The organism is Streptomyces sp. NPDC056361 (assembly GCF_042262805.1).
In the GTDB taxonomy this organism is placed as follows: domain Bacteria; phylum Actinomycetota; class Actinomycetes; order Streptomycetales; family Streptomycetaceae; genus Streptomyces.
In genome coordinates, this window is the sequence record NZ_JBHJQI010000008.1 from 1 (window position 1) to 12,565 (window position 12,565).

Sequence of the window (12,565 nt, forward strand, 5' to 3'; positions counted from 1 at the left end):
GTCCGCGCCCCGTGCAGGGGGCGCGGACACGGCCCCTGCCGTCCCGGGCCCCGGCTCGCCCCTCCCCGCGCGGACACGGCCGCCGGCCGCCCGGGGCGCCCGGCCGGAACCACTAGGCTGGGAGCTCCAGAACCACCACCCCGGGGAGAGATCCGCATGGCACCCGCCATTCCCGCCGCCATGGAACGGCCGCACTTCATCGGCATCGGCGGTGCCGGAATGTCGGGCATCGCGAAGATCCTCGCCCAGCGCGGTGCCAAGGTCGCGGGCAGTGACGCCAAGGAGTCCCCGACCGCCGAGTCGCTGCGCGCCCTCGGCGCGACCGTGCACATCGGGCACGCCGCCGAGCACCTCGCCGACGACGCCTCCGCCGTCGTCGTCTCCAGCGCCATCCGCGCCGACAACCCGGAGCTGGCCCGCGCCGCCGAACTCGGCATCCCGGTCGTCCACCGCTCCGACGCGCTCGCCTCCCTCATGGAGGGTCTGCGCGCCGTCGCCGTCGCCGGTACGCACGGCAAGACCACGACCACGTCGATGCTGGCCGTCGCGCTCACCGAGCTCGGCCTCGACCCGTCGTACGCCATCGGAGGCGACCTCGCGGGCCCCGGCACCAACGCCCTGCACGGCGACGGCGAGGTCTTCGTCGCCGAGGCCGACGAGAGCGACCGCAGCTTCCAGAAGTACGACCCCGAGGTCGCGATCGTCCTCAACGTCGAGCTGGACCACCACGCGAACTACGCCTCCATGGACGAGATCTACGAGTCCTTCGAGGCCTTCACCGCCAAGATCCGCCCCGGCGGCACCCTGGTCGTCGGCGAGCACGCGGGCGCCCGCGAACTCGCCCGCAGGGTCGCGGACCGCGACCACCTGAACATCGTCACGGTCGGCGAGTCCGCCGACTCGGACGCCCGCATCCTCAAGATCGTCCCGAACGGGATGAAGAGCGAGGTGACCGTCCTCCTCGACGGCACCGAGCACACCTTCACCGTCTCCGTCCCCGGCCGCCACTACGCCCACAACGCCGCCGCGGCCCTCGCCGCCGGCGCCCGCGTCGGCATCGACCCGGCCGAGCTGGCCCAGGCCCTCACCGCCTACACCGGTGTCGGCCGCCGCCTCCAGCTCAAGGGCGAGGCGCGCGGCGTCCAGGTCATCGACTCGTACGCGCACCACCCCACCGAGATGACCGCCGACCTGGAGGCCATGCGCGGCGCCGCCGGAGCCTCCCGCCTCCTGGTCGTCTTCCAGCCCCACCTGTTCTCCCGCACCCAGGAGCTGGGCAAGGAGATGGGCGACGCGCTGGCCCTCGCCGACGCCTCCGTCGTCCTCGACATCTACCCGGCCCGCGAGGACCCGATCCCGGGCATCACCAGCGAGCTGATCATCGCCGCCGCGCAGCGCGCCGGCGCCGACGTGACGCCCGTCCACGACAAGGCCACCGTGCCCGACGTCGTCGCGGGAATGGCCGGCCCCGGCGACCTCGTTCTCACCATGGGCGCGGGCGACGTCACGGACCTGGGTCCGCAGATCCTCGCCCGCCTGTCGAACTGAGGGAGTGGACGAACGATGGCGTACGAGGTCGAGAAGACCGACGAGGAATGGCAGGCGCAGCTGACCCCGTCGGAGTACCAGGTGCTCCGGCTGGCCGGCACGGAGCCCGCCTTCCGCGGTGAGTACACGGACACCAAGACGCAGGGCGTCTACTCCTGCCGCGCGTGCGGCGCGGAGCTCTTCACCTCGAACGAGAAGTTCGAGTCGCACTGCGGCTGGCCGTCCTTCTTCGACCCGAAGGACAGCGAGGCCGTCGAGCTGATCGCCGACACCTCCCACGGCATGGTCCGCACCGAGGTCCGCTGCTCCCGCTGCGGCTCCCACCTGGGCCACGTCTTCGAGGGCGAGGGCTACCCCACGCCGACCGACCAGCGCTACTGCATCAACTCCGTCTCGCTGCGCCTGGAGCCCACGGAGTAGCGGAGCGGACAAGCGACGGCAGGCACGAGGGGCTCGGCCCGGACCCGGTTCCGGACCGGGCCCCTCGTGGTCGCGCCGGGGAGCGGAGCACGAGGAAGGTGCCGCACATGAACACTCCGGAGGACGTCGACGCCTGGTTCCGGGCGCACGGCTGGTTCCCGGGACGGGACGTCTCCGACGCCGTGCCGGCCATGGTCGACGAGATCGCCGGGCGGTACCGGGAGGCGGGGTTCCCCGTGGCGCCCCTCGGCACCGCGACCGCCTTCCTCGCCGAGCACGGCGGGCTGCGCCTCACCCTCGACGCCGCACGCCAGGACCACCTGTACTTCACCCCGTACCTCGGCTACGGCTCCGCCCCGGCCGACGTCGCCGCCCTGGCCCGCGACCTCGGCGTGCGGCTCTTCCCGGTCGGCCTCGACGGCTCGGAGGGCTCGCCCGTGCTCCTCGACGAGCGCGGCCGCTTCTTCCACCTCCACCACACCGGCGCCTACTACATGGGCGCCGACAAGCACGAGGCCATGCTCGCCCTCGCCCACGCGCCCATGCGGGACGCGGAGGACTTCTTCGCCTGACCGGTCCCCGGCACGACCGCGCCCCCGCTTCGCCGGCCGGGCCGGCGCCCCGGCACGATCGGCGTATGCTCCGCCCGTATGAAGGATCTTGGTGGTCAGGTCGCGTACTGGGACACCGTCGGCGCCGGAAAGAACTTCACGCACCCCGTGGAGTTCGACTGGCTGGCGGAGGTGAGGCGCGACGCGAGGGTCCTGGACTACGGCTGCGGGTACGGGCGGGTCATGGGCGAGCTGAGCGACCGCGGCTTCTCCGACGTCTCCGGCGTGGACGTGTCGGCCGCCCTCGTCGAGCGGGGCCGCGCGCTGCGGCCGGACCTCGGCTTCGCCGTGCTGGAATCTCCGCCGGCGTCGGCCCGCCCGGCGGCGAGCTTCGACGTGATCGTGGTGTTCGCCGTGCTCACCTGCGTACCCGACGACGAGGCCCAGCGGAACCTGGTCGCGGAGCTGACGAGGATCCTCGCGCCCGGCGGGCTGCTCTACGTCAGCGACGTGCTGCTGCAGGACGACGAGCGGAACCGGGAGCGGTACGCCGCGCACGCCCAGGAGTCCGGCGGCCCCTACGGGGTGTTCGCGACCGGCGACGGAGCCGTGTGCAGGCACCACGACATCGGACACCTGCACGCTCTCCTGTCGGACCTCGACCTGGTGGAGGAGCGCCGGATCGACGTCCCCACGATGAACGGCAACCGCTGCCGGGCGGTGCAGCTGCTGGCCCGCAAGCGCTGAGAGGCCCTAGGGCCTGCCGACAGGCCCTAGTGGACGGAGAAGCCGCCGTCGACGAAGAGGGACTGGCCGGTGACGTAGGCGGAGGAGGGGCTCGCCAGGAAGACGGCGGCGCCGGCGAAGTCGTCGGCGCGGCCGTTGCGGCCGACCATGGTGCGGGCGGCGAGGGCGGAGACCTTGTCGGGGTCGGAGGAGAGGCGGCGGTTGAGGGCGGTCATCACGAAGCCGGGGACCAGGGTGTTGGCGGTGACGCCGTAGCGGGACCAGGCCTCGGCCTGGGAGCGGGCGAGGGATTCGAGGGCGCCCTTGGAGACTCCGTACGCGCCGCTCTGGACGAAGGCGCGGTGCGCCTGCTGGGAGGTGATGTGGATGATCCGGCCGAAGCCGCGCTCGGCCATGCCGGGGCCGAAGCGCTGACCGAGGAGGAAGGGGGCCTCCAGGTTCACGGTCATCGTGGTGTCCCAGACCTCCTCGCCCAGCTCGCCGAAGGGCGGGCGGAGGTTGATGCCGGCGGAGTTGACGAGGATGTCCGGCTCGCCGAAGACGGCGGCGGCGGCCTCCGCCCCGGCCTTGATCCCCTCGCGGGTGCTCAGGTCGGCGCTCACCCAGGCCGCCCGGCAGCCGTCGGCCGTCAACTCGTCGACCGTCGCGACGAGCTCGCCCTCCTTGCGCGCCAGGACGACCACATCGGCCCCGGCCCGGGCCAGCGCCCCGGCGATGGCCCGGCCGATGCCGGAACTGCCACCGGTGACGAGGGCGGTGCGCCCGTCGAGCGAGAACAGCTCGGAGAGGTAGAGGGCGGGGGTCGCGGTCATCGTGTCGCTCCTCGTGTCGTACGTCGCCGGCCCGTCCGCGTGCGGTGGACGGCCGGTCCCGCATCTTGACACAGGGCCCCACGGACCGCGGACCTGCCCGGTCCGTACGGCCGGAGCCGCGGATCACCTGTCACCCGAGCGGGACGTCCTCCGAACGGTCGGCGGGGCTGAACGGACGTCAGGGGGAGAGGGGTTCGGGAGCGGGCTCGTCGACGGGAGTGGGCCGCGGGGCGCGGTCGAGGAGGGCGATGACGGGGCGGACCAGGGCGGCGGCGAGGACGAAGAAGACGGCGAGGCCGATCCAGCCGATCCGGCCGGTGCCGATGACGACGGTGGTGACGATGCTGGGGCCGATGATGCCCTGGCCGGTCGAGCCGAGGTTGAAGACCGAGAGGTAGGTGGCCTTCTGCTCCTCGGGGGCGTAGAGGTAGGAGAGCTGCCAGCCGCCGACGGCCTGCCAGAGCTCGCCGAAGGTGAGCAGTACGCAGCCGATGGCCAGCACCCCGACCGCCACGACGGCGCTCGTCCCCTGGGCCAGTGCGAAGGCGGTGCAGCAGCCGGCCAGCGCCAGCCCGCCGCGCCGCAGTGCCCGCCCCGCCCCGGTGGAGTCGTCGGCCCCGTTGGAGAAGGGGACTTGGAGCAGGACGGCGAGGACGGTGTTGGTGAACACCAGGATCGGGACGATCGCGGCGGGCGCCTTGGTGGCCTGGACGGTCCACAGCGGGATGCCGACCGAGAGGATGGTCATGTGCAGGGAGAGCACGCCGTTGAGCCCGGCGAGGGTGACGTAGCGCCAGTCGCGGAAGCCGCGGATCGCGCTCAGTGCGCTGCGCGAGGTGCGGGCGACGGTGCTCTTCGGCAGGCGCAGCCGCAGCAGCAGCCCGGCGGAGATGGTGAAGGCGAGCGCGTTGCCGAGCACGATGCCCTGGTACGCGGTGGTGCTGGAGGCGGAGAGCAGGGGAGCGGCGAGCAGCGCGCCGACCGAGAAGCCGACGTTGCGGACGGTGCGGATGATCGCCATGGTGCGGACCCGGTCCTCGGGGCCGGTGGTCTCGGCGACCACGGCCTGGGTGAGGGGCGGGGTGGAGCCTTCGGCGGCGGCCATGCAGGAGGCGACGACGATGAAGGCGAGCGGTCCGTTGACGAAGACCAGGCCGACGAAGCAGCCCGCTCGCCAGAGTTGGGCGCCGATGAGCGTGCGGTGCGGCCCGAAGCGGTCGCCGATGACGCCGACCGGGACGGTGGCGAGGAAGCCGAAACCGGCGGCGATGGCGAGGCCGAGGCCGATCTGGGCGTTGCTGAGGCCGACGTAGCGGATGAAGAAGACGGTGGAGCCGGCCAGGAAGAGGCCGGTGCCGACCGAGCTGATCAGCGCAGTGAGGGCGAAGGTCCGCCCGGCGGCGGTGGCCGGGATGTAGTCGGCGGCGGAGGGCAGCTTCACGACCGGTCGCCCTCCGCAGGAGCGGGGGCGGCGCCGGAGCGGTCGCCCTCGGAGGCCGCGGGAGCGGAGCCGGAGGCAGGAGCGGGGGCCTCCACCGAGCGGACGGTGATGCAGTCGGCCGCGGCCAGCGCGTTGGCGGCGGCCTCGGGCCCGTCCGCGCCGATGGCGATGATCTGTCCGGCCCGCTCCCAGGAGCTGGTGGTGGGCCTGACGGTGTCGCCGGCGGCGACGGCGAGCTGGACCTGGTGCACGCCCTTGGCCTGCCGCGCCTCCTCCTCGCCCTGGACGGCTTCGACGAGGCCGGGGGCGGCGCTGAGGAAGCGCACCGCCGCTCCGGCCACCGGATCCCGCGACGGGACCGGCCCGCGGCCTTCGAGCAGTCCGAGCAGGTCGCCGACGAAGTTGCCGCCGTAGGCGAGCGAGATGAGGACGGAGATGCCGTCCCCGGGCAGCCGGCCCGCGCACTCCACCAGGTAGGGGCCGCCGTCACCGAGAATCCACTCGGCGTGCAGCACGCCGTTTTGGAAGTCGGCAGCGGTGACGAGCTGCTGGACGGCGTCGTGCAGCGCGGCCTCGGTGGCGGCGGGCAGTCCGGCGGGGACGGCGTGGGCCAGTTCGACGGGGTAACGGGAGCCCTGGACGGTCTTGGCGGTGATGTTGCGGAAGCCGACCACGCCCTGGTGGACGAGGGCCTCGACGCTGACCTCGGGCCCGTAGACGCGCTGCTCGACCAGGTAGCGGTCGGCGCCCTCGTACTGGGCGCGCTGGCGGGATTCGCTGGCCCCGGCGGTGTGCTCCCAGAGGGCGTGGGCGTCGTCCTCGGGTTCGAGCAGCTGAACGCCGAGGCTGGCTTGGCGGTTGGCCGGCTTGATCACGCAGGCGGCGCCGTGCTCGGCGCGGAAGCGCTCGACCGCGTCCGGGCCGTGGACGGAGGCCCACCGGGGCTGGGGGATGCCGGCCTCGTCGGCGACGGTGCGCAGCCGGGCCTTGTCGCGGAAGACCCGGGCGGCGGGGAGCCCGGCCCCGGGCAGGCCCCAGGAGTCGGCGAGCGCGGCGGCGGTGACCACGGCGTACTCGACGGCGGGGATGACGGCCTGCACGTTCTGCGGCCGGGGAAGGGCGGCGACGAGCCGTTCCGGGTGTTCCTCGTCCTGCGTCGGGGCCTCGATCAGGGCGGCCACGCAACGGAATCGGGCGGCCAGTTCGTGTGCGCCGCGGGCGGCGATGACGCTCGGCTCCTCCAGGATCAGCACCGACCGCTCCGGGAGGCGTTCCTCGAGCTCGGGCAGGATCCAGGCGCCGTAGCCGACCAGGACATGGGTGACGGTGTCGCTCAGGGACATCAGAAGTGCCTCGGTCATCGGGAGGAAGGGCGGAGATCGGTGAAGAGCGGCCGGAACCACGCCGAGACGAACAGCAGTGGAACGGAGCAGGGCGCGAACACTGCGGCGAAGGGAATGCTGCATCTCGGGCATGACGGTACGCCGGATGCGCCCCCCGCGATCGTTCAGGACGGTACCTGAAACGGCCTGATCTTTAACCGGTTCGGTCAAGTTCCGCAAGCGTGCGCCCCATCTCTGTCAACTCTCTGTCGAGGGCGTGGATTCCGTGAACTCCCGGGCTTCCGCGCACAAGCCGGCGGTCGTTGACACCCGTCGCGCGCCGCTGCTCTCATGACGCCGCGTCAACGGCTTCGAGCGATCGCTCTGCCGGACGGATCTCGAGAAAGCGTGTGTGGGGGATGTTCCGCAGTGCCCGAACCCGGAGGGTGTCGCCGTGACCCTGATCGTCATCGGGGCCAACCCGGAGGTCGCCCGGGCAGCCGAGACGCTGCCGGGTGATGTTGTTCACGTTCAGCTGCCCGGTACTCCCGCGATGGAGGGGAGCGTGCCGTTCCTCACCGTCGACTTCCGACGGGATTCGGACTTTCGCGAGTTCGTGGATTCGACGCTCCGACCGCTGGCTCCGACCGCCGTGGTCTCGCTGACCGAGCTGGGTCTGGAACCGGCCGCGACCGCGACCGAGCTGCTCGGCTGCCGCGGCGTCTCGTCGGCCGTGGTGCGTGCCACCAGGGACAAACTGGAGATGCGGCGCATCCTCGAGCGCAGGGCGCCGCACCTGAACCCGGCCTTCGCCGCCGGCGACGACGCCGAAGCGGTGGCTCGGCTGTTCGCCGGGCATCCGCTGGTGGTGGCCAAGCCGGTGGACGGCGCGGGTTCGATGGCGATCCGGTTGTTGGAGCGCCCCGAGCAGCTCGCACCGGAGTGCCGCACCGACGGGACCCTGCTGGAACAGTTCGTCGGCGGGCTTGAGTTCAGCGTCGAGGCCTTCTCCGAGGGCGGTCGGCACACCGTGGTCGGGATCGCCGAGAAGGGCACGACGGACGGCTTCGTCGAGGTCAGCCACCTGATGCCGGCGCCCTCACTGGACGCCGCCGGGCGGCAGTCGGTGGAGCGCGCGGTGGCCGAGCTGCTGGACGCGGTGGGCCTGACGGACGGCCCGAGCCACACCGAGGTGAAACTCGACGGTGAGCGGGTCGTGGTGATCGAGACGCACAACCGGCCCGGCGGCGACGGCATCGCCGAGCTGGTGCGGCTGACCACCGGGTTCCACTGGCGGCGGGCCGCGCTCGGCTGGCCGATCGGCGAAGGCCTGCGCCGCGAGGAGGCCGCCGCGGCCGCCGCGGCCGCCGCGGCCAAGGTGTTCTTCACCGCGGCGCCGGGCCTGGTGGAGCGGGTCGCCGAGCAGCCCGAGCTGGGCCGCGGCCGGGTGGTGGACTGGGAGGTCTCGGTGTCGGTGGGGGACCTGGTGCAGCCGCTGCGCTCCTCGGCGGACCGGCTCGGGGTGGCCACCCTGGCGGCCGACGGGACGGCCGAGTGCGCTGCCGCGGTGGCCGAGTTGACCGCCGTTCAGGTGGTCGTCACCCGGCCGATGGAGTGACCCGCCGGTAACAGATCAGGCCGAAAGCTGACTTGACGCCATCGCGAACCCGGTCCTGTGCGGGTGTCGGTGTGCAGGATGTCTGCGTAGATCTCGACAACACCCCCACGGGATACGAACATGTGCAGGCTTCGTGTTCGTCACGTGACCCTGCGGTGCGGGCCCATCGGTAGCAGAGCAGCGCTACGTGACCGGGCGTACCGGCCAGATCTTCGACCCCCCCCACGACCCGTCGGGCTCACAAGGCCCGACGGGCGCAACCCCGCAATCGGCGGAAGAAAGGCGACAGCAATGCCGTGCCCCGAACTCTCGTGGCAGCCAGCCCGTACCGACTCGCGGGGTGCGTGAAATGTCGCAGTCGCACGCCGGGGCGCTCGTCCCGGCCTCTCCCGCCCCGACGGGCCGCCAGGCCGCCGTCGGCACCCTGGCCGAGGTGCCGGCTCCGAGGGTGACCGCCGTCCCGGTGACCGCCCTGCTGCCCGGTGAGTCGCCGCGCTCGGACGGGCTCGACCGGGAGCACGCGGGTCGGCTCGCCGAAGTGGACGGGCCGCTGCCGCCGATCCTGGTGCGCCGCTCCGACATGCGCGTCATCGACGGCATGCACCGCCTGCTGGCCGCCCGCGTCCGGGGGCAGGAGACCATCGACGTCGAGTTCTTCGAAGGGTCGGCCGAGGACGCCTTCCTGCGTGCCGTGGAGGCGAACACCGCGCACGGCCTGCCGCTTTCGCTGGCGGACCGGAGGGCGGCGGCCGAGCGGATCATCGCCTCGCACCCCCGGATGTCCGACCGGGCGATCGCCCGGGTGTCCGGTCTCGGCGCGAAGACGGTGGCCGGCATCCGGTTGCGTTCAACTGACGCAGATCCGCAGTTGAACACCCGGGTCGGACGTGACGGGCGGGTCCGCCCGCTCAGCAGCGCCGAGGGCAGGCGGCGGGCCGCCGAGGTCATCGCCGAGAACCCGAACGCCTCCCTGCGGGAGATCGCCCTGATCGCCGGGATCTCCCCGGCCACCGCGAGCGACGTGCGCAAACGCCTCCAGGCCGGCCGACTGCCGGCCGGCGACGGCGAGACGGGCACCGCGTCGCACGGCGGCGGACCGCCGGGCGAGGCGTCGGACGGCCCCGCGCCGACCGTGCTGCGGCCGAAGGACGCCTGGGTGCTCCGGGCGGCCCCGGAGCCGGTGGCGCTCGCCCCGGCCGCGCCCGCGCTGTCTCCGCCCACTCCCACCCAACTGCTGGAGAAGCTGCTGCGCGACCCCTCGCTGCGACTGAAGGAGGAGGGGCGGCACCTGCTGCGCCTGCTCCAGCAGAACGCCGCCGCCGAGTGGTCCGGACTGAGCTCCGCCGTCCCGCCGCACCGCGCCACGCTGGTGGCCGATCTGGCCTGGCAGTACGCCGCCAGTTGGGTGGAGTTCGCGCAGGAGTTGGCTCCCGCACGCCCGGTCGTCGATATCCGAAAAATGCAGCGTCCGGGGACGTTCCGAGATTAAACACGGAACCTTTGGCTCCTGTTGGGTCCGCTGATAATGTCGCGGAAGCGCCGGAAAAGAATTGGACGGGGAGCTGCAATGATCAACCCAGACTTCGCGATCAGCGACGAGGATGTGGAAAGCTTCAGGGAGCACGGCTTCCTGAAGCTCAAGGGAATCTTCTCCCAGGAACTCGTCGAGCACATGCGGAGCCTCAGTGGTTCTCAGGTGACGTCGCCCACCGACAACTATGGCGCCGGCTTCAGCAAGCTGAAGTACGACATCGGGAACGACGACCCGACGATCCTTTCGCTCATGGGTGACCCGGCCTTCTCCGCCGCGATGAAGCAGCTCACCGGTGCGCAGCTGTTCTTCACCCAGGGCCTCGGTTTCGAGCTGGAGAAGAGCAAGAGCACCGGGTTCCCCTGGCACGTCGGGACCCAGAGCTTCGGCTTCCAGCGCCGCGAGGACCTCGGCTTCACCATCTGGACCCCGCTCACCGAGATCCGGGCCGAGGAGCAGGCCGGCGGCATGAAGTACGTCTCCAAGAACGTGTTCTCGGGCGAGTTCGTCTACCAGCACATCAACATGCTGCCGGACTTCATGCGCAACGAGATCGCGGCCGGCAAGGAGATCGGCTACGACGACTTCCACACGCTGAAGAACAACCTCCTCAACTCGCCGGAGATCAAGCCGCTCCTCGACTTCTTCGCGGTCGAGGACGACTTCGAGCCCGGTGACGCGCTGATCTTCGACAAGTACGTGCTGCACCGCAGCGTCCCGCTGGGCGAGGGCCCCATCCCGTCCCGACTCGCCTACGCGCTGCGCTTCTCCTCGATCGACGCCCGCTGGGACCAGTCCCGGGTCGAGGCGCTCGCCTTCCCGCGGACGACCTTCAACTACAACGTGGGCAGCGACTTCAACGAGGTCGTCGGCAAGGCGGACGGCGACCTGGTCTACGACAGCCCGCACTTCGACGGCACCCGCGAGGCCCGCAGCCTGGGCTGAGCCGCACCTCCCGTACGGGCATCGGGATCCCCTTCGGACCCCGGTGCCCGGCGGGCCGTCGCGCTGCCCGGAGAGTGCCGCGGAACGTCGCCGAACACCGCGGACCGCCCACAGAGACAAGGACGGGAAGACCCATGGCAAGCGTCGGGAACGGCACCCGGATCACGCTGCGACCGGCCCTGCCCGCCGACGGCGTGCAACTGGCCGAGGTGGCGCGCGAGGCGTACGGGAAATACCTGCCCGAGCTGGACGAGCCGCCGGCGCCGATACTGCTCGACTACGAGAAGGTCGCCGCCGCGGGCCGCACCTATCTCGCGGTGGAGGCGGACGAGGTGCTCGGAATGGTGACCGTCGAGCCCAGCGAGCCGCATCTGATCCTGCGCAATCTCGCCGTCCGGCCGACCCATCAAGGTCGCGGAATAGGCCAGCGCCTGGTTTCCCTGGTCGAGGAAATGGCGCGGGACGAAAACCTGCGCGGGGTCCGCCTGTGGACCCGCGCAGAAATGAGCGACAACATAGCCTTTTACAAAGGGCTCGACTACGTGTACACGCATTCCGAGGAGACCGCGAATGCGCGTCGCGTCTTCTTCACAAAAGACCTGAACCCGGCTGCCGACTGAAACGGGAGTGCACAGTAGTGGCCCTCGAATCCACGCCCATAGTGAACCGCCTCGCCGCGACCTTCGCCGCGGAGGTGAAGTCTCCGGACCTCACCTCGGAGACCATCCGCGAATCGGGCCGGGTGATCTACGAGACGTACCTGGAGCACAAGGTCCTGGTGTTCCGTGCCCAGGACATAACGGCCCGCACTTTCGCCGAATTCGGCACCATCTTCGGGCGCCCGGAGGAGCACCACGTGCTCAAGCTCCGCCACCCCGAGGAGCCGACCCTCACCTGGCTGTCCAACCAGAACGAGCCGGGCCGGAACAAGGAGATGAAGACCTCCGGCCAGGGCTGGCACTCGGACTACTCGTACAAGCTGGTGCCCGGCAGCGCGACCATGCTGCACGGCCTGGAGATCCCCGACACCGCCGGCGGCGACACCCTGTTCGCCGACGCCGAGGCCGCCTTCGCGGCGCTGCCGGAGGAGCGCAAGGCGTACCTGCGGACGCTCCGGGTGCGCCACCAGTACCGCTGGTCGCCGGACCGCGAGGACCCGTGGGCCCGCTGGAAGTACATCGGCCCCGAGGAGCGCAAGCAGACCCCGGAGATCACCCACCCGCTGGTGCGCCGTCACCCGGACACCGGGCGCGAGACGCTGTTCATCCAGCCGCGCATCATCGGCAGCGTGATCGGCATCGACGGCCTGCCGGAGGACGAGAGCGCCGCGCTGATCGACGAGCTGATCGCGCACATCACCAGCGACGACTTCGTCTACCGCCACAAGTGGAGCCCCCTCGACGTGGTGGTCTGGGACAACCGCTGCGTGCTGCACTCGGCCACCACGAAGGACCTCGACGAGAAGCACGTCCGGCGGCTGCTGCGCCTGACCACGTCCGGCTCCGCGGTCACCCCCTCGCTCCCCGAGGTGGGCCACAGCCGGCGCTCGCCGAACTCCTCCGACTGACGGTCCGTCGGTCACCTGTGCGGGGCGCCCGGTTCGTGCGGGCGTCCCCGCTCCCGTCCCCAG

12 protein-coding genes are annotated in these 12,565 nt (G+C 71.7%); 9 read left to right on the forward strand and 3 right to left on the reverse strand.

What is annotated here, in order from left to right; translation table 11 throughout:
- Positions 1-156: 156 nt before the first annotated feature.
- From murC to ACFCY7_RS04190, 4 genes are all read left to right on the forward strand, one after another.
- The gene (gene murC, locus ACFCY7_RS04175) at positions 157-1,548 is read left to right on the forward strand and encodes a UDP-N-acetylmuramate--L-alanine ligase (RefSeq protein ID WP_376481130.1); all 1,392 of its coding nucleotides are present in this window, start codon (positions 157-159) and stop codon (positions 1,546-1,548) included.
- A 15-nt stretch (positions 1,549-1,563) separates the two neighbouring features.
- The gene (msrB, locus tag ACFCY7_RS04180) at positions 1,564-1,968 is read left to right on the forward strand and encodes a peptide-methionine (R)-S-oxide reductase MsrB (protein ID WP_376481132.1); all 405 of its coding nucleotides are present in this window, start codon (positions 1,564-1,566) and stop codon (positions 1,966-1,968) included.
- A gap of 107 nt (positions 1,969-2,075) precedes the next feature.
- Positions 2,076-2,540, forward strand: coding sequence for an SUKH-3 domain-containing protein (locus ACFCY7_RS04185; RefSeq protein WP_376481133.1), 465 nt, complete (start codon positions 2,076-2,078; stop codon positions 2,538-2,540).
- A 78-nt stretch (positions 2,541-2,618) separates the two neighbouring features.
- Positions 2,619-3,266 (forward strand): class I SAM-dependent methyltransferase, encoded by a 648-nt coding sequence (locus ACFCY7_RS04190; RefSeq protein WP_376481135.1) that lies wholly within the window; start codon positions 2,619-2,621, stop codon positions 3,264-3,266.
- Positions 3,267-3,292: 26 nt separating this feature from the next.
- Here the strand turns inward: ACFCY7_RS04190 and ACFCY7_RS04195 are convergent, their stop codons facing one another.
- The 3 genes from ACFCY7_RS04195 to ACFCY7_RS04205 form a co-directional block, all read right to left on the reverse strand.
- Positions 3,293-4,078 (reverse strand): SDR family NAD(P)-dependent oxidoreductase, encoded by a 786-nt coding sequence (locus ACFCY7_RS04195; RefSeq protein WP_376481136.1) that lies wholly within the window; start codon positions 4,076-4,078, stop codon positions 3,293-3,295.
- Between the two features lie 178 nt (positions 4,079-4,256).
- Positions 4,257-5,519 carry an MFS transporter gene (locus ACFCY7_RS04200; protein WP_376481138.1) on the reverse strand — a complete coding sequence of 421 codons (1,263 nt, stop codon included), beginning with the start codon at positions 5,517-5,519 and terminating at the stop codon, positions 4,257-4,259.
- Complete coding sequence (locus ACFCY7_RS04205; RefSeq protein WP_376481139.1) at positions 5,516-6,880, reverse strand: ATP-grasp domain-containing protein; 1,365 nt, start codon at positions 6,878-6,880, stop codon at positions 5,516-5,518. Before ACFCY7_RS04205 ends, ACFCY7_RS04200 begins: the two co-directional genes overlap by 4 nt.
- A gap of 415 nt (positions 6,881-7,295) precedes the next feature.
- Here ACFCY7_RS04205 and ACFCY7_RS04210 point away from each other — a divergent pair, with 415 nt between their 5' ends.
- From ACFCY7_RS04210 to ACFCY7_RS04230, 5 genes are all read left to right on the forward strand, one after another.
- A complete protein-coding gene (locus ACFCY7_RS04210; protein WP_376481140.1) occupies positions 7,296-8,459 on the forward strand; it encodes an ATP-grasp domain-containing protein in 1,164 nt (387 codons plus the stop codon).
- A gap of 349 nt (positions 8,460-8,808) precedes the next feature.
- Positions 8,809-9,948, forward strand: coding sequence for a ParB N-terminal domain-containing protein (locus ACFCY7_RS04215; protein WP_376481141.1), 1,140 nt, complete (start codon positions 8,809-8,811; stop codon positions 9,946-9,948).
- A gap of 78 nt (positions 9,949-10,026) precedes the next feature.
- Positions 10,027-10,935 carry a phytanoyl-CoA dioxygenase family protein gene (locus ACFCY7_RS04220; RefSeq protein WP_376481143.1) on the forward strand — a complete coding sequence of 303 codons (909 nt, stop codon included), beginning with the start codon at positions 10,027-10,029 and terminating at the stop codon, positions 10,933-10,935.
- Positions 10,936-11,069: 134 nt separating this feature from the next.
- Entirely contained in the window at positions 11,070-11,555 is a 486-nt protein-coding gene (locus ACFCY7_RS04225) for a GNAT family N-acetyltransferase (RefSeq protein ID WP_376481144.1), read from the forward strand.
- Between the two features lie 17 nt (positions 11,556-11,572).
- Positions 11,573-12,502, forward strand: coding sequence for a TauD/TfdA dioxygenase family protein (locus ACFCY7_RS04230; protein WP_376481145.1), 930 nt, complete (start codon positions 11,573-11,575; stop codon positions 12,500-12,502).
- Positions 12,503-12,565 lie beyond the last annotated feature (63 nt).